Source organism: Siphonobacter curvatus (assembly GCF_002943425.1).
In the GTDB taxonomy this organism is placed as follows: Bacteria; Bacteroidota; Bacteroidia; order Cytophagales; family Spirosomataceae; genus Siphonobacter; species Siphonobacter curvatus.
In genome coordinates, this window is sequence record NZ_PTRA01000004.1 from 290,952 (window position 1) to 310,239 (window position 19,288).

Genomic DNA, 19,288 nt, shown 5'->3' on the forward strand with positions numbered 1-19,288 from the left:
GCTGCTGTTTTGGGGCGATTCTGGTTTTAATACGTTGAGAGTACCCTGTTTAGTAAAACCAGTTACCCGTACATCTTTAGCCGTGGCGCCTTCATAAACCTTGAATTAGTTCACGTTTGGCATAACGAAGTCATCCAATCATACCTAAGGACGGCTTTGCGGCAGCCCATAACTTAGCATCGGGTAGAGATTTGTCTAACTTACACCCACCTTTGCCTATAGTGTTATTCCTCGTACTTTATATTTAACGGAGACCCCGACTAGACGCAGGCCCATTCATTTTACTTTTTTCCAAGTACTATCCTTGCCGTGTTCCCGAAGAAGAAAAGCTATTACTTTTCCGGAGGTATCTTTTTTAAACGTGAGATAGGTGTTAAAGGTCCATACAAAAAAATCTTCGGGGCTCGTCGCATGTAAGGCTAACACCGGCATTTGACTGGACGCCTGCCCCAGGGCATAAAGACGCCCCTGTCTTACTACTATATCGATTGCATACTTTTTATTTAAACGGTAAGTACCTACGTAGGATTCGAGCGCTTTCTGATCCAGTTTCACTTCCTTTCGTTCCCGCCATAAATCATAGGGTTTACCAAATACCAGGCTAGACAGGTCCATAATCAGGGGGAATAAACCATCCGTATAGGTACCAAAGTTATTTAACAAAATCAGGGTAAGATCTTCCCCCGGATAATAAACGAATTCAGCCATAAAACCTGGATAACCCCCTGAATGTCGGATATAGGCTTTGCGTTCATACGTTCCGGTTTGCCAGCCGTACCCTTCCTTAAAAGCCCGCTTCCAGGTACTTTCACTCAAAAGCCTGTGCGTAGCCACTGCCCTACCCCAGGAAAACAAATCCCGGGTCGTACTATAAATGCCGCCAGCGGCAAACAATACGGTTGAATCGGGATGAGGGTAGGCTGAATAACTTGCCCCCGTAAGGGTATCATAGCCAAAAGCCTTAGACTCCGCCGGTAGGTTTAAAAAGTCAAACCCCGAATGATTCATACGCAGGGGCTTAAAGATCAGCTCCCGCATCGCCTGCTCATACGGCGTGCCGGTAACCTTTTCCACCACTAAACCCAACAGGTAATATCCAGTGTTGTTATAGCTAAATTGCTTCCCAGGAGTAAAGCTTAAGGGTTTATCCTTTATCACCTCGAAAAAGAACTGTCTGGAAATAGGATGGCCTACGATGGCCGAGTCTTCTTCACCAATTAACTCAGTATAATTAAATAGACCCGAGGTATGGGTGAGCAGATGCCGTAGCGTAATCCGATTTGCGTTGGGAAAGTCAGGCACATACTGACTCAACGTGTCCTCCACGGAAAGTTTTCCCTGCTCCTGAAGTTTTAAAACCAGCGCCGCTGTAAATGACTTGGTAATTGATAAAATCGGAAAACGGGTGGACGTATCATTACGCATTTGCGTGTTCACATTCGAAAGCCCATACGCCTTATGCAAAATGACCCGCCCGCCCTGGGCAATCAGGGCAACGCCATTAAAGCGGTAGGCCCGGTGGGCAGAGAGTAAGTAGTCATCCACCTTTTCAGGGAGCGCTTGAAGGGGTTGAGCACTTAATGCAAAGCAGAAAATAAGTAGACTAGCGGCCAGAAGAAGGACGTGTTTCATACAAACGTTGTATTTGATTGTACGCCCAAATAGGCGTAAATCAGAACGCTAGTCTACTCAAATCTGGATTTGAGCGTTACTTTCCTTTTCAGTGCACTGAAGCTTCTGGTATTCTTTGGGGCTGAGACCCGTTAACTGCTTAAACGTTCGCTGAAAGGTAGACTGGGAGTTAAACCCGCATTCGAAAGCAAGTCCCGTTAGCGTTAGCTGCTGGAAAGAGCCCTGGCTCAGGTGCTGCTTAAACGCTTCAATCCGGTATTCGTTGACAAAGGCATTAAACGATTTTTGCTGGTGCTGATTAAGTACGAATGATATAGCTTTGGCTGGCTGATTGGTATGCTGACTCACTTTTTGAAGCGTTAATTCCGGGTCCAGATAAAGCTTATCTTCTCGCATGGCCTTGATTAGGTCATTGCTTATCAATTGAGCCATCTCCTCCCCCATAGAAGTCGAGCTGGGTTTCCGAACCATGGAGGCAAAGGGACGACGCGTTCGTACATAGCCGGTAAGACCCAGGTAGTAAATCAGTATAGCCAGGGGAAGATAGATGGGATACCAGCCGAATTGGTCCAAAACCGCTGAACGCATGGATGGCAGTAGCGTAGACAGTAAATGCAAAAGCCAAACGCCCTGAAATACCAAAAAAAAGTTTAGCACCTTTTGCAGCCAGCGGATAGTACCTGGTTCAGTTCCTGACTGCTGTAAAGCATGCTGGTTCAGCGACTGCCTTGATAAAAACAGATAAAATGACACCGAACACCAGCGTGGCCAATCAGCATAGGTTTCATACTGATTCATGAGATGTCCCCAGGCAGGACCTTGCTCCCGCTGAAAAAGACCTGAACACAAGCCAGCTAAGAAAATCCAGCCCATCAACTTAGCCCCCCAATCGAGTACGACCCAGGCAAACTGTCGCCACTCTGATTTACCCAGACGAAACGCTGGATCAAGCACGGCTTTTACGTAGAAAAACAACAGTGGCCCGATCAGCATCAGGTTATAAAAAGGTACGAAATCAAGTAGCAAGCCTACCCAGCGGTGAGTCATTGGAATACTTACGCCTAAACTTGCCAAAGCCATCAGGCCAAGTAGCCCGGCCAGCAACTGGTTTGCCAGGCGGCTTCCTGCGTTCGTGTAAGCCAAGACCATAGCTAGAATAAAGCCTTGAAGCGAACCTAGCATCACCAATAAATCCAAGGGTGAAATCGTCATGGCAGAAAGGTAAGGTCCGTAAAGACGATGACCTAACGATTCTCGCTATTTAATCAGAACTACTACAACCCATCCGGTTTTTAATGTTCATTCCATAGATAGTGATTATAGAACCGCTTATCTTACGGAGTTATTGCTCTGTTAGTTATTCTAGACCTTGACAGGAAACATTACCTTCAGGTAAAGAAGTTGTATGAAAAGATGTCTACTCCTCAGCGCAGCGTCTGTTGCAATCCCTATACTGCGCGATACCCTGAATGATTGATTAGGCACTGCCTGCTGAAAGATTTTGGTTTACCAATCCAATACGCAACCTGACGACCCTACGGCGCGAGGATCGTTTCGTCAGGTTCAGCGCTACCACCTTCCTGCCCCTGATCATTGCCAGAAACGGCGGAGAGTTCCAACAGTAAAAAAGTAGGATGAGTGTCCCTGAAGAACCAATCCTACGCTTACTGATTAAACTGAAGATTGTTTGAGCATTTAATTGCCTTTAAGGGTAGGCGCAGCAACGCACTGCAATAATCAGAGGCGCACTGAATCGATGCTTTTTCATGTTCCTTTAATAAACAAAGAAGCCAAAGCCCTATATCGACCCCTTTTAAAGAAAGCGGGCAGTAGCACCGTAGCGATTTATCCTTTTTAAACAATCTTTCTATAGGTAAGTACTGGTTTTCAGGGAAACAGGCTGTTACCATTTCTTAGCTTGCCTTAGGCCTAAGGTACTCCTAAAATTTACTCTATGAATTTTAACGGACCCGTACAGGCTAGAGCAGTTATTACAGGAATATATAATTTAATCTCTCGTATCGGCTATTTACTGTACTTAACTTTAACCATATATTTAAGCTAAAATGAATGTATTATGAAATTAGACTCCATTTCATTTCTTACAGCTAAACTGATAGAGTTTAGAGATGAGCGCGATTGGGCTCAGTATCACAATGCGAAAGACCTGGCTTTAGCCCTTTCCATTGAAGCTGCGGAGCTGAATGAGCTTTTCCTCTGGAAACAGCCCGAAGAAGTAAAAGTAGCAAAATTGAAAGAGGAGTTAGCTGATGTGCTTTGCTATTGTTTATTGCTGGCAGAAAAATATCAGCTTGACGTTAAGCAGATTATTGAGGACAAAATTACGCTCAATGCTCAGAAGTATCCCGTTGAAAAAGCACGGGGTACGGCTAAAAAGTACAATGAATTAGATTAATCCACCCCTATGATCATTTACCAGGCTAACAAGCTGAGCTTTAAAGCGGATATCGAGACAGGCAATATCGAAGAGATTATCTTACATTTTTTTGAGCAGCGTCTCAATCGTTCAACCAGTAAAAGTGAAGTCCAGTCATGGCGTGATTCCTTATTGCACATGAACATGGTTCTCAGTGACTCTACTATTCCGGATGACTGTGGCGTAGCTATTGAGTACCAAATACCTATGACCTCTAAGCGAATCGACGTTATCCTTACGGGTCAAAGCGAAAATCATCAGGATCTAGTCGTGCTCGTGGAGTTAAAACGTTGGGAGACCGCGGAGTTAACGCAAAAAGATGGGATAGTAAAAACCCGGTTTAGCGGTGGTATAGCCGAAACCAGTCACCCCTCGTATCAGGCCTGGTCCTATGCCAGTCTCTTGAAAAGCTTTAACGAGACCGTGTACGCAGAAAATATTCCACTCCATCCGTGTGCCTTTCTTCATAACTACAAAAAGGATGAAGTGATAACCCATGCCTTTTATCAGACGTATATCGATAAGGCTCCGGTATTTCTGAAGACCGATCTTACCCAGTTAAGAGCCTTTATAAAGTCTTTTATTCGATATGGTGATACGGCCAACCTTCTTCACCGCATTGAAGAAAGCCAAATCAAGCCCTCTAAGAATCTGGCCGACAGCCTTGCGTCCATGATGAAGGGTAAACCAGAATTCATTCTAATTGATGAGCAAAAGCTGGTGTATGAGACGGCCCTGAGCCTGGCTCGTGTGGCCAGGAGTCGCACCAAACAAGTACTGATTGTCAAAGGTGGTCCGGGTACAGGCAAATCTGTTATTGCAATTAATCTCTTAGTGAGTTTAATTCAAGAGCGGTTTAGTGCTTTATACACCTCTAAAAATTCTGCTCCGAGAAAGGTTTATGAAAGTAAGTTAACGGGTACCCTACGCGCTTCGGAAATATCCAATCTCTTTCTGGGCTCCGGCTCCTTCACTGATAAAAAAGCTAATTCATTAAACGTGTTAATCGTTGATGAGGCTCATAGGCTCAACGAAAAATCAGGTCTTTTCAGTAATCTCGGCGAGAATCAGGTCAAAGAAATTATTAATACGGCGGAGTGTTCCATCTTTTTCTTAGATGAAAACCAGCGTATTCACCTCAAAGACATAGGATCGGAAGAAGAAATTGCCAGATGGGCTTCTGCTGCGAACGCCCAGGTTACTACGCTGGAGCTAAGCTCCCAATTCAGATGCAGTGGATCAGATGGCTATCTGGCCTGGCTGGACCAGGTACTACAGATCAGGGAAACTGCCAACGACTCGATTTCGGACCTAGGCTACGACTTTCGAATCTTTGATAACCCAAATGAGCTTCGGCAAGCAATCGAACTTCAAAATCACTACAGCAACAAAGCTCGAATGGTGGCGGGGTACTGCTGGGAATGGGATAGTAAAAAAAATCCTCAAGCCTACGATGTTATTCTGCCTGAATTCGATTTTAAGATGCGATGGAATCTGACTACTGACGGTAGTTTATGGATTATTGCTCCCAACTCTGTGAATGAAATTGGCTGTATTCATACCTGCCAGGGACTAGAGGTTGACTATATAGGCGTGATTGTAGGAGAAGATTTAGGAATTGATGAGCAAGGGCACCTATATGCCAAACCTGAAAAAAGAGCTAAGTCTGATGCCTCAATTAAAGGATATAAGAAGCTTTTGAAAGAAGATCCGGACAATCAACAATTAGTAGAAGAGATCATTAAAAATACGTATCGAACGCTGATGACCAGAGGTATCAGAGGATGTTATGTCTATTTCGTGGACAAACGAGTTGAAGCGTATTTTAAAAGCCACCTTATTTAAGACGCCTTGTAAAAAAGCTTTTGCTGAGCTGTATTAACATAGAAGTATAAGGGGCCTATTAGCCTAAAGATTGATCATGCAACAGAAAAAGCGGTTAGAAGAGCGAATTTGGTTAGAACCTTGGGGAGATTCCAGTAAGCCAAAAGGATTCTCTAGTACTTCAATTAAATAAGGAGATTACTTAGCAACACCCACTATTTGGAAGACACCTTGAACTTATGGGAAGAAGTTTTGCTAATGATTGTCTGCTTCCCCTAAAAGTGATGATTGAATAAATAGAGCTTTCCGATTATATTTTCATAACAGGAAAGGAACATGAAAAAGAATCGATTTAATGAGGCCCAGACGGTTGGCCGCTGCCATCGTGGCCATTCTTAAGCAGCAAAACGGTCAGACCATTATCCAGATTACCCGTGAGCATGGAATGGCTTAAATTCCATTGCGGCACTAATGCCGTGCTCACGGGTGATCTGAGCGACGTGGGACCGCCCATGCGGTTTGCCCACCATCCTGTTGTTTAAAAATCGCCACGATCTGCGATTCGGTGAATTTGACTTGTTTCATTTCCCTTTTTTACTAGTAAAATTTAAGTTTTTTACTCTACTTTTCACTGGCTCACTTTCATGGGTTCAAGACACATCCTGTCAACGCTATTTGTGCTCTATAAACCTTCGGTCAAAAAGCACCCAACCAGCCCGTAAAAGAGTTGAAATAAACAGTAGCCTTACTCGTCATTTGGGTATTGCCTACCAGTACCGCATAAATTAACGCTCATTAAGCCCTAATCCGATAGCGATCGAACCGCTGCTTACTCCTATAAGTGAGAATTACTTTCGGTTTACCGATGGGGGTTGTCATGTCCCAATAAATTGTATGTATATACAGGAGAATACATTGAAAAGATCAAGATGGCCGGAAAAAATTATTGGTAATGCTTCTGAAGATTTACTTTTGGGGGAAGCTGGCAAGAACGGCTAAGAACCTCATTGAAACTCATTCAGGTTAATTAATCCTTATATTTATTTTACATAAATACAAGGGCTTGTACGCTACAAAGAATAGCCTATTTCGAAAGGCTACTAACCAGTATCGTTTGAAATAGGCTACATCTCTTCATTTGCTGCTTGTTTGACAAATATATCGGCTCGTTATGTAAGTATCAAGATTAACCTTTTACTGAGGTGCGTTTAAAACATGTAAAAAACTTTGAGATTCTTAGAAAGAACATATTTACTACTAAATTCTGAAATAGTTTGTCTATCTAAAATTAAACTCTTGATAATAGTTAATGCAATATTGACCTACATATCTATGCAGTTTTACTATTAACAGGAGGCGTAGCTAAGTATTGTTCAATGAGTGTTTCAGCATATTCTTGTCCTGAATGACGAATCATGAAAGGAGCTAATAATGCAGACAGGAGGTACATCATAAAAAATGCCACCGAAATTTTTAGGTGCCCCCCATTGGTTTTAAATTGATATATGACTATAAAAATCAATATTGTTGCTGCAACTATGCTACCCCCAGCCAAATTTCGAACAAAGCCATAAGAGGTTAACCGGCGACAGACGAAAGGTTCAGAACGCATTTTATCTCGTATACGAGCAACTGCTGAAGCAATGGTCTTTCTTGCCTCAATAGGATCATTGGCTTCTTGTTTCTCACTTAGGAGTCGAATTCCAAAATCTTCAAAAATTCTTTGATGTAACTGTTTCTTAATCAGCTTACCTAATTTAGGATTACTAATAAGTAACAGATTTGTTGAAGGTAGTTTCTCAATCGTAGGTTGATAAATTGTCTTAGAGATATAGGCATTTATTTGAATTAGAAGAAAGGAGATTCCCAATCCGATTGATGCTGATGCAACTTCAGTCAAGTTCATCACCTTCTCAGAAGGTCGCCACCAGTTTATCTGACATAGATAGATATCTAGAAGCATCATAATCGGAAAGCTGGTTAGCAATGCCGGAAGATATTGAGCTCGCCAATAATAGCTATTAATTTTCATGGTAATTATGAGGTCATATTTACTTATGAAATCAGATTAATTAGTTAGCTGTAAATCAACACTATAGTAGTCTTGATTTCTAGAATGCACACTACAAGCGGGCAGTCCCTCAGATGACAAAATGATCATTACCGGGTTTTCAGTATTGTATTGAGAACTGCTGGCTATTGCTTCTAAGCTTTTTAAATCAAAGCTGCTAGGCCGGTTATCAGAACTAGGATGATAATGCCATTCTCCTACGTAGACATGCCCGAACTCATTAAACTGTTGATCTAAAAATTCCTGACAAAAGTTTACATCACGCTCAAAATAACGGGCTTCTTTCTTTGCAGCCGGTCCAGGGCCAGAAGCCGCTTCAATTGTAATCGCATTATTAGTTAAACGCCCCAGTAATATTCCCCCTGTCTCTATTTCAGGGGCTAGTTGAGTTTCTGTCCGCATGAAATCTAAAATGGCTGACGAGCATTGTACACGCTTTTTTAAAAGCGAAAGGCAGTAGGGACAAGCAGGATGGGGAGCAATGAATGAGCTTGTCAGGCTAAAGGGTTGAGTGCCTGGGAATGGAACGTCGGCTTCTGTACTCCAGATCCAATGATTTTGATCCATTGGTAAACGTTCTTGCAGGTAATCAAGTAATAATCTTCCGGTTAGAGACGAAATTAGCTTAAGATCCGCACTGCTTGCTGGCCTAACGGGGTTGTTACACTCATTAGTTAAAGTTGGTAAACTCGGATCAGCTCTAACCTTCGTAACTACTGGATTCTCTTCGGCCGAGTAAAGTGATAAGCAGTGAAAGCAGGCATCCCTGCCGGGTATTACTCTAAAAAGTCGGGCTGCTTTTCCTCCCCTCAAAGCTCGGCTATAGAAAACGGCCCGACCATTGGTGACTGCTTGTTCATTTAAAAAGCCTTCGACATTGTCATCAGCAATCGTTGAAATACCTACAGCTGAATTATCGAAAAAAGGAAGGATTGATGTATCCAGTAAATTTAACGGAATTGGATATGTGGTAACAAAAGGATTATGATAGTGAATTATATCTGATACAGCTAACACTTTTGCTACAGCAATGTATTTTAAACTAGCTAAATGCCGGACTGCATTGTGAGCTTTAAATGTTTCCTTATCGACCAAAACGATATCTTCAACCCCTGCTTTGGCTACCATGTCCGCTACTTCGCTACCTAATGACCCGCAACCAAGAATAACAACAGCTTGATTTTGTAACTGAGAACGATTTGCTCTAGTCGCATTTCTTTGATGAAACGATTGATCACTAAATAGCTCAGAATGAACAACTTCAACTACCTTATAATTGGCTAACAAGGTTTCGCTAAAGTCTTCTAGCGAATTTCCAAAAATAATACCCCTACCCTCTTTGTTTTTCTTGACTTTGAAAAGCTGCCACTCCAAGATATTTCGACGGTTAGGGAATCGGATAGCAATCAGAAGTTCTTCTGGTAAGTTTTTAATATCAGTAGATATGATTCTATGCAGTCTTGCCAGCCCAACCTCTTGACTACCTTCACCGATTATACTAAGAAAGCCTGTTAACCCATCAAAAGGTTGTGGTTCTTTTTGAATGGAAAACCAATATCCCCTTAAGAATCGTCTTTCATCAATAGCCGATTGAACAACCTCTTTTTTACTTTCTAAGTCTTCAGCTTTTTCAATGCCTACAGGTAATAAAGATTTCCATCTCTCAACTGACCGTAATTGCAAAATTCCCGTTGAGTCTTCTCCATTTAACGCAAAACCATAAAAAGTACGATGTTCAGTATTATATAGCTTACTTTGTTTACGATGTGCCAAGAGTCCAGCATAAAAATAACCTTGAAAGAGAGATTCTTCTAAGTAATCGCTTGAATAGAGGAATTCAGTGTCTACTGACAAGCTCCTTAGGTGAGCAAATAATTCAACCTCTGAACTATCCGGAGGAAAATGTCCAGACGTAATCCCACCTAACCAGTCACGTACCCGGCATAGTAGCTGATCCGCATGATAAAACGAAGAACCCGTTTCCAGGTGATCGTTTTCCAGTATACATAAGGCTCCATTGGCCATTTGATGGCGATGGTTGTAGAACTTAACCTTATCAGTCAACAGTTCTCCGATTTCATCAAAATTTTGAGTAGCCAACTCATCAAGCTCTTTTAAAGAAAGTAATTCCTTTAATAAATAGATACTGGGCAAAGCATAAGGCGTTGCCTCCGGGTAAACAATCAGAATTGGATAACGATAAACCCGATCTTGCCGTACGAGGATTTCCCCGCACGACAAGAATACTTGGTTCAAAGCCTGATGGTGCTCTCGGTAGTTACTATCTCTCCTGAGCCGAATACTTTCCTCCGATAAGTATTCGGGATGTCGCTTAAACCAGCTTTCCATTTGTTTAACCCATAGGTTTGTTATCAATCTTTGTACCGGATGAGCCTACATGTACTCCAAAACCAATAGCCTTTTTAGAATCTGAAGTATCTCGTTTTTGATCCGAATCACTCTTCTTTCTACCATAGGTTTCGACCAATCGCTTATCTAGCCGAACATCCATTTGACCTGAAGAATCAATATCTATAATGACGGATTCTAGATTTTCGCCCAAGTGAAGAATATTATCCGGATCGACATACTTTTTATAGAGCTCCATGGCATCATCGTGTGGATGATCATGCGGACTATCTGCCTGCTTAGGAGCACTGATGATAAGATACGTAGGTTCGATGAACTTTATATGCTCTTCATACACATCTTCATCGTCTTCATTTTCTTTAAAAAAGGTTCTTGATCCGTGATGACTTGCACTCAAAACAATAGCAGTCAAATGATCTTTATGATAATCTGTTATATGTTCTTTCCAAGCCTTTTTATCCGAATCCCCAGTCATCATGATGTGCTTTGGATCGCTTCCGTACCCAAAGCGTATGACTCCACATTGTTCATGAATGCGGCGATACCTCGCTTTTTCATCTTCTCCATCAATATCATCACATACGTATTCGGCTGGGGAGAGTACGATATAATCTACATTGCCAATTTTCTTTACAACTTCGGTCTCTGCTTTATCGCTCTTTCTTAGCTTATTGACATCATTTGTCCCTTTGAGATGGTATTCATTCGATTTCCCTACTTTATCAAGGACATATTTAAGCTCTTTATAAGCTCCTTCGTCTTTCCCCGAAGCTTTATGATTGGAATGCCATACTTCAGTGATTCCTATCTCATCGTATAAATCCTTAATACCAGCTGTATGGTCTGCATGAGGGTGTGTATTGATATATACATCAATCTTCTGACCATCCGTGAAAAGATCTTTAAATAAACTGATCAGTTCAATTTCATCGGACTCTTTGTCTTGATCACAATCCACTAAAACGTATTGATAATCTTCAACATTAGGACCTGTTGGGATCACCAGCAGGGTGGTCTCCCCTTGTCCAGTGTAGAGATACACACTGCGGAAAATACCCGCCTGCGTAGGCTTGATGACTTCTTGGGCTACATTGGCCATTTTCTTATGGTTACATTAGTTTTAGGTCAGTTTCTTATAGATCGGTACTGACTCTATTGAACCGGGAGAAATAACCCAAGGGAAAGCGTTTGGAAATAAGTAAGCAAAACAATTAGCTTTGCCAGCCGTTTTACAAACGCAACAGACTCCCCGGTACCGTTTACTTAACGGTATCATCGTCCCCACGACGAACAAGCGGTCTGAAATCGAGGGTCAGGAAAGCTTGCCGGCATCTGACCCTTATTTTAACTACGCTAGTATCTTATGGTAGCTTATAGTTACTACTTTCAACTTCTGTATATTATTTAATCATAGCTAAATAGTCTTTCCAGGTTTTACAAGGCAGTCGGCTCCGTTGAGCAAGTACTAAGTTTATAAAGTGATCGCAGTCACCTTCTGTCATAACCTGCTCATTGTAAGCAATTAGCAATAGGTCCATCGTAGTAAGATAGACAATTTGATGCTGCTGGCAATAGAGCCGAATATCTTTAAGGTTACTGCTGGCAATGACATCATTGAAATGACGGGCTACAGCCATACAAGCCGCTTCTCCATCCCCTCTAGTCAGCGTTAAAAGCTGATATTCCTTAACTACCATAGGGTTCTGCGTTGGAAACACCATCAACTGGATTTCAGTAGATAGAAGGCTACTAACCTGACCCGTAAAACTTTGATCGCGATTTCGCATCAGTTCACTTTCTACGTTATCAAGCATATAAAGTTGGCCCTTAAAGAGCTGTATCAAAAAAGACCAACCTTGCCCTTTGATAAAATGACTGACTACATCTGCATCCAGTAAAATCCGCTTTCCTGCAAAATCATCCTTCTTCATCTAGGTTATTAACATTTAAAGGATCTAACACCCCAGAATCTTGCAGAGCCCCATCATAATCAGTTTCTGAAATCAATTCATGATCATATAAGGCCTTAGCTAGTTCTCCATATTCGCCTATCATGTAATTGTTGCCTGGCTCAGAAGCTGAATGTAATCGGTACAGATAATTTGTATATCCATAGTTAGCCAGCTGTTCATAGGCATCTTTATATAATCGATCATAGCCTGCTGAACCAATAAGCCCCAATCTTTTAAGCGTTCTCAGCAAGGCAGGCCGCGAGCACTCATATAAGTGTTGGATGTGCAGAAACGTAGCCGTTGACAAAGAATCTCGAGCATACTCGCTTTTAGGAATTTGCTCATAGACTCCATGCTCTGGTAAAAGCAAATGAGCTGCAAACCAGTCGGCTCGCAGCTCATCTAAATCTTTCTCAGGAAAACGTCCAGCAAAACTGACCATGGCTTGCTGCCGCTTTTGAATAAAAAGGTGATACAATTCATGTCCAATTGAAAAATTTTGACGGCCAACGGAATGTGTACTATTAATAAGCATAAAACGATGATCATCTCGCAACATCGCCATTCCAGAAAAATCACTGCCTAATGGACGAAATAAAGTCAGCACATCCAGCTTAGCCAGCAGATTACGCAGTGCTACAGGTTCGGTCGCACTTAAACCCTGCTCCTGTCGAAACCGCTGAGCCGCCAGCATCATTTCACGCTCTAAGAAATTCATACCCATTATTGTCTTTACTAAGTCAATTTGATAAGTTTTCTGATAAACGCTTGAAACGAAGATAATTCCGAGCAATACGTTGAAAATCAGCAATAGTTTCTAAATCGCTCACTTCAAAGCCATTTGACCGGAATGCGAAAGCGGTCTGCAAAGGGCGTTTAGCAAAAGACTCATCATACAGACTCATAGGTTCGATACCCACCAAATCCGCGAGCATCCGAAGCTTAGTCATAGGTATGGAGCGTTGACCATTTTCATAATAGCTTAGCTCAACCCGATTAATTTTCAGGTAACTCGACAAGTCTTGCTGCGAAAGTCCTGTGACACCACGGAGGTAAGCAATATTATTGCCTAAGACTTTAAGCATGTCCATAGATATATGTGTTAAGGCTTGTTACAAATATAATCAAATTTTGCAAATGAAAGTTTCATTTATGTAACATAAATAATTGCGAAGTGATCAGCTTTTCTACTCGTTGCACCTGCACAATCTCAAAGCGTCCGGCTTGTAGTTGTTTTGATCCGCCTAAGCATTGAGTTAACCTTCTAGAGTACCCTTGCGTCTAGCCTGCTTCGTTCTGTTTGCCACAGTGCCTAAGACAAAGCCCCGTTTCTCTATCTCAGCCAGGGCTTTCTCGGTTCGATCCGCCATTAGCTGCCGTTCGTACTGAGCCCTCATGCCAAGATACCAATGGTTAGGAAATTAGCTTCCGGCATATCACAATATGCGAAGTCTACTCCCGAGTCTCGAAGCGTAATGACAAAGGGGATATTCCGAGTCAACCGATCCCGTTTCTCAATGAGCAAGGTGGTTCCATAAACCTTACAGTAAGTGATAGTCGCTAGAACATGGGGCCTGTCATTTTTCTTACCAGATTAGATATCGGTGAAACTAGACTAAACCTCACATACTAATTCGAAAAATGTTTCGACAGTTTGTTTCTGGGCTTCGAGACCAAGACTCGACCTCCCCTGCTTAACAGTTTAGACCATTAGTATGACGAAAAGAGTTACACATATTTTAAATTATTTCATTAATTGGGCATTCTACAGGGGTAAGCATTAATACACTAAGCTCTATAGCATTTTACAAAGATTCCTTTATAAAACGCTATAAGGTAAATAAATATAAATATTTATTATGTATAAGATATATTCATATATATATAACTGATAAGATATATATATTTTGCTTTGCCAACCCATATTCCTTAACAAAATGTACTCCATCTCACTTTTCAAAAATTTATCGGCTACGATATTTATATTATAAAATAATTTACTAATTAAAAATTCACTTTCAACACTTTGCGGTAAAGTAGGGGAGCCAAGGTCTTGAATTCGAAGCCAGAAATAGGCTGTTGTAAATTATACAAAGTTTAAAGGTGATATTTTGACTAGCTTAATGCACATTGAATTAGGGAATAGTAGCAGCTCAGCTACAAGCTTAACCCTTCAAGATCTGAGGTCAATTTTATATGCTGCGATATACCTGAAGCTCGTAAGTGAATCACTAGTATTCTGGCAACGATGGACCAACACGAGCTAATTGCTGATCGAACCAAGAAAGCCCTGGCTGAGATAGAGAAACGGGGCTTTGTGTTAGGTACTCCTGCTGACGAAACGGAGCAGACTACACGCAAAGTAGTACGGCTAGTCAGCCTAATGCCAATGGCTTCCCCCTCAGATGCAGATAGCTTTCAGATTGTACGAGTGCTAGATTTAGCTTTAAAAACTTTGCCTTATATTAAAGTATTGAAAATCAACGTACAAATTAAACGTTGACAAGTTATTATGATAAAAAATATTAAATATTTTTGTCAATGCTTGCTTTTGCTAACGTTATTCAGTAAATTATTATGTAGGGTTACTCAGCATCTCTTGCTCATTTATTCAATTCTTTCCCTTTCGCCCTCCCTTTCTTTCTATGTTCCCCTTCTTTTTCGAGACCTTAGAACTAGGTCATTCCGAACCTTTGATTTCTTCTACTTCTGACTTTGATTCTTGGGGGCTCCAAGATGTGCCAACCCTGGAGATACACTTGAAAAGTCTAACGAATGTTTTTCACGGTATGGGTTTACAGATTCACATCAATCCTGACTATGCAGGGTCTACCTGGTCAGATATTCAACTTATGAAGCAGATGGGCTATGAAAACGATCTACTTGTGGCACACACCCACTTATTTGTTGGAGCTAAACCAGTAGAAGGATGGGCGTACAGTTATCGCTTAGGAGGAAATTTTCTTGAGCAAGCAAGAGGCAGTCGAAAACTCCGACTTCTACAGCCACGTTTGCATCGGTTCATCTACCATGACTTCAAAACTGATGTGGATGGCTATAGTAAGGCTCTATTTAAACGGCTCTGTCTAACCTACTTTGCCATATTGGCTTTGTCTCAGCCCCAGCCATCAGTGGAGCAGCAGCAGCAATTAGAACGGAGTCGTAAATTCTTTTCTTGGAATCGATAATCTCTTGAGGTACACTTGCTAGGTAAAGTATAGGAGTAAGAAAATTACGGAATGGATTTACCTAGCGTATTTTGAGGCCTTTAAAACAAAAACCAGATAGCTTGAAGAGAATTCAGGGGCTATCGGGAATAGCATATATGTAAATATATCATTATTTTTAAGCAAATACAAGTAATAGTTTACAATGAAATTTCAAGAGTTTGAACGTGTGATGTCCGTTGAGCGGATGAGTCGATATAAACTTGCCTGTCAAGGAGATACCAAAAAAGCAATGACATTGTACCGACTTAACTTAAGGTTTTCGCAGGAGCTTTTCACCATCGTGAGCTGCTTTGAAGTCAGTTTAAGAAATAGGATCGATTCTCATTGTCAGATAAGCTTGGGACCTCAATGTTTAAATAATGAAGCATTGAGGGACGGAAAATTTGATAATAGATTAATTGAAATCGTAGATAGTATAGTGTTAAACTTGTCAAGGTGTAAATTGATTTAGAATCATTCATTGTTTAATATATTATACAAACAATGAAAATTTATTATTAATTTAAGCAAAAAAAACTTGCATAAGTATAAACTATTTCAACATTATAGGGTATATGCCTAGAATATATAAAATTAAATATTGTGAGGTATATTAACCAATACATTCTTAAAACATAAAGAAGGTATAAATATCGAGGCCATGAGCAAAAGAGAGTTTATCGAATTTCGAGATCATTTATTATATTAATTAAGTTCATAGTTATTAATTAAGAATATATATTCTAGTTTAACGGTAATTAAAAAAACTAATTGGGTTTTTACAATATTTAAATCATAAATAAAATATCATTTATAATTTATTTTTAAACTATTTTTTACATACAAAATCACTTAGCAATACAGATAATTACAATATTATTAAATTTACGATAAACAATATTAAACATAAATCAAAAAAATAATATTTCACTATTAGTGTTCCTAATTAATTTTTTTAGATATGCATTATTACGAATGGAACAATATAATTGGGAATTATCTCTTTAACAGAAACAAAGCAGGTTTGCCAATATATATTGCATTAAATAAAGATCAAATTATCAATTTAGGCATACAAAATACTGACTTGTCTAGAAACGAAGTATGGCAAGATTTTGTAAGGGCCATCCAATCACAAGGAGGAAGAAACTCAAGCTTGATTGAAAAAATTGAAACAACATTGGGATCTGGTAGTTGGGAAAGTAGAGATCCAGTTACTAGGAAACTTATTAAATCAAATTATCCACCTTGCTTAACATTACTAGTTACATCGGTATTACCACTGACTGAAGAAACATTTGATTTCTCAATTAATGGCAACAATTACCATGATAGAGCAAATAAGTTCTTTGCTCAACATAGTCTCCCATATGTACAAAGGCAGGACAAAAGGATGAATTGGAACAAAGCTTGGGAAAATTTAAGTGATTGGGCATTGCGGATAAAGCAAGGAGAAATGGGAATATTCGATTCTAAAAATTTTGCTAGTAACTATTATATATACGTAGGTAAAGCATTTTCTCAATGTTTAATACAACCACGTCTCTTTCAACAGCTTCCTAAATTATTTGAAAAAGCAGAACTCATACCCGACCAAATATTATCCAGTAGCGTAATTAAAGAGTTACTCATTAAATATGGGAACGAATTAGCACTATCTGATAAAACTAAAGAATTGATCTCGATTGATAAAGATGAACTAGGCCAGTTCATTCGAGGTACCATTCAACAAAACCAAGAAAATTGGAATGGCGAGAGTAACTTGGATTCTGCGACATCTGGGTGGACAATTGGAGGTTTACGTTTAACATTTAAAGATCCCCAACACACTAATTTTATATTAAAACTTAATTATCGCTTCAAGTCCAAAGCAAATTTAGACTATCCCGAAAGCCTACGATTTGAAGTACCTGGCCAAGAAGAAGTTAGTTGTCAAGAGGTAACTGACGGTTGGTCTAACGAAATGTTTATACCATTTAATCAGGATGGGTATTCATTATCTAGCCCAGCTAATCGATGGAAAGCCCGTACAGTCAAACGATCACATAGAGTATGGCTTTTTACCCGGGGAAATAGCGTCGGTTTAAATGGTAATACTTGGATCGAAACGGATGTAATTGCTCGTAATCAATCGGAAATGTATCTCCTTTATGACCGTGCACATTTATCCAAAGACAAAGTAAAATTTGAGCTATGGAAAAAGCACTTCTCTGAAGGTCTCTTTAAAGAAGTGACCGAACGTGAATTAGATGGTATCCCGCATGGCTATTCGCTTTTTAAGTTCAGCCGAGCTTCACAGCCTCTATCTTGGCTTTCCCATCTAACTTTTCCTATAGATAAGCGAATCGAACTAGTTGGAGGCTTAAAATTAAGCTATGGTGTATATTATGCTCTTGAACTTCCAAAAGTTACAATCATAGGGGAAACGGGACAGGAAAAGTTGCAAGCTCTACTAGAGAATGAAAGGACAATCAATCTGCATCGACACGAACCAGAGAATACTGTATTTTGCTTTCCAAACGATTTTCCCTTAGACGTACGATTCCAACTTCAAATTGTCGACGAAGCAGTAAAGACTACAATTAGCTATTGCTTTGCCGAATCAATAACCCTGTCTACGGATAAAGACGATTTGCCTTGTTGGAACAAAATGGGTGAGCTTTGTAAAAAAAATAACGCTGACAAATATGAACAAGGTTTACTAACAACAGGTGTTGAATATGCGTATCAAGAAAGCTATTTATGGAATTTTCTACCGGGATATGCTGTAAGTGCTTCAAAACCAGCTTATTTAATTAATTCATCAGATAAGCCATTCGATGAATTGCTAAATTATTTGTCTGCTCGTAAAGAATCCTCTATACAGCAGTTTTCAACGGCATTTGAATTATTTTCCTCTAAGCGTTTTCATGGCGATGACGGGCTTTCAACGGGTCAATATAAGAGACGCTCGTTAGAAATGATGAGAGCCTTAGGGCATATTGAGTACGACGATGTTCATAATAAAATATGGATTAATTCTTCTCGATTAATACCTTTACCAGCTAGACGAGGACGACGAGCATTATTAACAGGGTTCCGATCAAACGAATTGATAGCCTTATTACGAGAGGTAGCTGATCAATTCAATGTGTCGATTAGCGTTGAAAATCATCCCTCCCGCTATCAGAATTACCTTCTTCCATCTGCAATCATACTTATTGCAGATGGGCCCGCTGAATCACTTTGCGGACAAAAGGCGATTGAACAAGTAGCGGCTCAACTCAATATACCTTATGATATATCAAATCTACCTCAGTTCGGTCTGTTAAGCCTATCAGCCAGCTTATCGGAGTATGAATTACAAATCTTAGCCACCCCAGAAGACGCAACACTAATGAGCTATTGCGCCTACCCGTTTAAAATAGAAACATTGAATTTTAGTGGTGAAGTATCCACGTTTGATCCAGAATTCGCTTTAGTTGAATACAAACTTAAGAAATGGGACCGCCGAGTATACTTATGGAAAGAGGGGCAGAGTTATCGTGTTGATCGACGATGGAGTTCCTATTATTATTTGCATAAATTAAACCGTCATGTCGTTCAAGTGGATGCCCAAACAGGGGATTTACTTATCCCCTTTAGTCTACCACTACCCCAGCACTTTGCTCGGGCCTTTACTTTGATGAGTGGTAAAGCTCCCGATGTAATACGGCGAACTGATATTCACAGTAGTAAATCCATAAAGTACAATCGGTATGAGCATTCTGGTAATTTATTAGCCAATAACTTTTTAACCCGGTTGGGCCAATAA

Annotated in this window: 12 protein-coding genes; 4 read left to right on the plus strand and 8 right to left on the minus strand. The window is 40.3% G+C overall.

Annotated features, from left to right (window positions below):
• Positions 1 to 276: 276 nt before the first annotated feature.
• Positions 277 to 1,632 carry a serine hydrolase gene (locus tag C5O19_RS19800; protein ID WP_104715113.1) on the minus strand — a complete coding sequence of 452 codons (1,356 nt, stop codon included), beginning with the start codon at positions 1,630 to 1,632 and terminating at the stop codon, positions 277 to 279.
• Between the two features lie 57 nt (positions 1,633 to 1,689).
• Complete coding sequence (locus C5O19_RS19805; RefSeq protein ID WP_104715114.1) at positions 1,690 to 2,844, minus strand: helix-turn-helix domain-containing protein; 1,155 nt, start codon at positions 2,842 to 2,844, stop codon at positions 1,690 to 1,692.
• A gap of 865 nt (positions 2,845 to 3,709) precedes the next feature.
• On the opposite strand from C5O19_RS19805, the gene C5O19_RS19810 reads away from it, so the two are divergent.
• On the plus strand, positions 3,710 to 4,048 hold the full coding sequence (locus C5O19_RS19810; RefSeq protein ID WP_104715115.1) for a nucleotide pyrophosphohydrolase: 339 nt from the start codon (positions 3,710 to 3,712) through the stop codon (positions 4,046 to 4,048).
• Between the two features lie 9 nt (positions 4,049 to 4,057).
• Positions 4,058 to 5,914: a DUF2075 domain-containing protein gene (locus tag C5O19_RS19815; protein ID WP_104715116.1), complete on the plus strand. Its 1,857-nt coding sequence runs from the start codon at positions 4,058 to 4,060 to the stop codon at positions 5,912 to 5,914.
• Between the two features lie 1,309 nt (positions 5,915 to 7,223).
• Here C5O19_RS19815 and C5O19_RS19820 read toward each other — a convergent pair.
• The 6 genes from C5O19_RS19820 to C5O19_RS19845 all read right to left on the minus strand — a co-directional run bounded on the left by C5O19_RS19820 (position 7,224) and on the right by C5O19_RS19845 (position 13,371).
• A complete protein-coding gene (locus C5O19_RS19820; RefSeq protein WP_133163403.1) occupies positions 7,224 to 7,925 on the minus strand; it encodes a hypothetical protein in 702 nt (233 codons plus the stop codon).
• Between the two features lie 36 nt (positions 7,926 to 7,961).
• On the minus strand, positions 7,962 to 10,313 hold the full coding sequence (locus tag C5O19_RS19825) for a ThiF family adenylyltransferase (protein ID WP_104715118.1): 2,352 nt from the start codon (positions 10,311 to 10,313) through the stop codon (positions 7,962 to 7,964).
• Positions 10,314 to 10,317: 4 nt separating this feature from the next.
• Positions 10,318 to 11,433: a ComEC/Rec2 family competence protein gene (locus C5O19_RS19830; protein WP_104715119.1), complete on the minus strand. Its 1,116-nt coding sequence runs from the start codon at positions 11,431 to 11,433 to the stop codon at positions 10,318 to 10,320.
• 301 nt (positions 11,434 to 11,734) lie between these two features.
• Positions 11,735 to 12,265, minus strand: a complete 531-nt coding sequence (locus tag C5O19_RS19835; protein ID WP_104715120.1) for a hypothetical protein — start codon at positions 12,263 to 12,265, stop codon at positions 11,735 to 11,737.
• Positions 12,252 to 13,004, minus strand: a complete 753-nt coding sequence (locus C5O19_RS19840) for an ImmA/IrrE family metallo-endopeptidase (RefSeq protein ID WP_165796075.1) — start codon at positions 13,002 to 13,004, stop codon at positions 12,252 to 12,254. Before C5O19_RS19840 ends, C5O19_RS19835 begins: the two co-directional genes overlap by 14 nt.
• 22 nt (positions 13,005 to 13,026) lie before the next feature.
• Positions 13,027 to 13,371, minus strand: coding sequence for a helix-turn-helix domain-containing protein (locus C5O19_RS19845; protein ID WP_165796076.1), 345 nt, complete (start codon positions 13,369 to 13,371; stop codon positions 13,027 to 13,029).
• A gap of 1,608 nt (positions 13,372 to 14,979) precedes the next feature.
• On the opposite strand from C5O19_RS19845, the gene C5O19_RS19855 reads away from it, so the two are divergent.
• Entirely contained in the window at positions 14,980 to 15,474 is a 495-nt protein-coding gene (locus C5O19_RS19855; protein WP_165796077.1) for a hypothetical protein, read from the plus strand.
• A gap of 982 nt (positions 15,475 to 16,456) precedes the next feature.
• On the plus strand, positions 16,457 to 19,288 hold the full coding sequence (locus tag C5O19_RS19860) for a hypothetical protein (protein WP_104715125.1): 2,832 nt from the start codon (positions 16,457 to 16,459) through the stop codon (positions 19,286 to 19,288).

Bases quoted from the DNA above. Each gene is read 5' to 3' on its own strand.
- C5O19_RS19800 (WP_104715113.1), bottom strand. From the start codon at position 1,632: ATGAAACACGTCCTTCTTCTGGCCGCTAGTCTACTTATTTTCTGCTTT.
- C5O19_RS19805 (WP_104715114.1), bottom strand. From the start codon at position 2,844: ATGACGATTTCACCCTTGGATTTATTGGTGATGCTAGGTTCGCTTCAA.
- C5O19_RS19810 (WP_104715115.1), top strand. From the start codon at position 3,710: ATGAAATTAGACTCCATTTCATTTCTTACAGCTAAACTGATAGAGTTT.
- C5O19_RS19815 (WP_104715116.1), top strand. From the start codon at position 4,058: ATGATCATTTACCAGGCTAACAAGCTGAGCTTTAAAGCGGATATCGAG.
- C5O19_RS19820 (WP_133163403.1), bottom strand. From the start codon at position 7,925: ATGAAAATTAATAGCTATTATTGGCGAGCTCAATATCTTCCGGCATTG.
- C5O19_RS19825 (WP_104715118.1), bottom strand. From the start codon at position 10,313: ATGGAAAGCTGGTTTAAGCGACATCCCGAATACTTATCGGAGGAAAGT.
- C5O19_RS19830 (WP_104715119.1), bottom strand. From the start codon at position 11,433: ATGGCCAATGTAGCCCAAGAAGTCATCAAGCCTACGCAGGCGGGTATT.
- C5O19_RS19835 (WP_104715120.1), bottom strand. From the start codon at position 12,265: ATGAAGAAGGATGATTTTGCAGGAAAGCGGATTTTACTGGATGCAGAT.
- C5O19_RS19840 (WP_165796075.1), bottom strand. From the start codon at position 13,004: ATGAATTTCTTAGAGCGTGAAATGATGCTGGCGGCTCAGCGGTTTCGA.
- C5O19_RS19845 (WP_165796076.1), bottom strand. From the start codon at position 13,371: ATGCTTAAAGTCTTAGGCAATAATATTGCTTACCTCCGTGGTGTCACA.
- C5O19_RS19860 (WP_104715125.1), top strand. From the start codon at position 16,457: ATGCATTATTACGAATGGAACAATATAATTGGGAATTATCTCTTTAAC.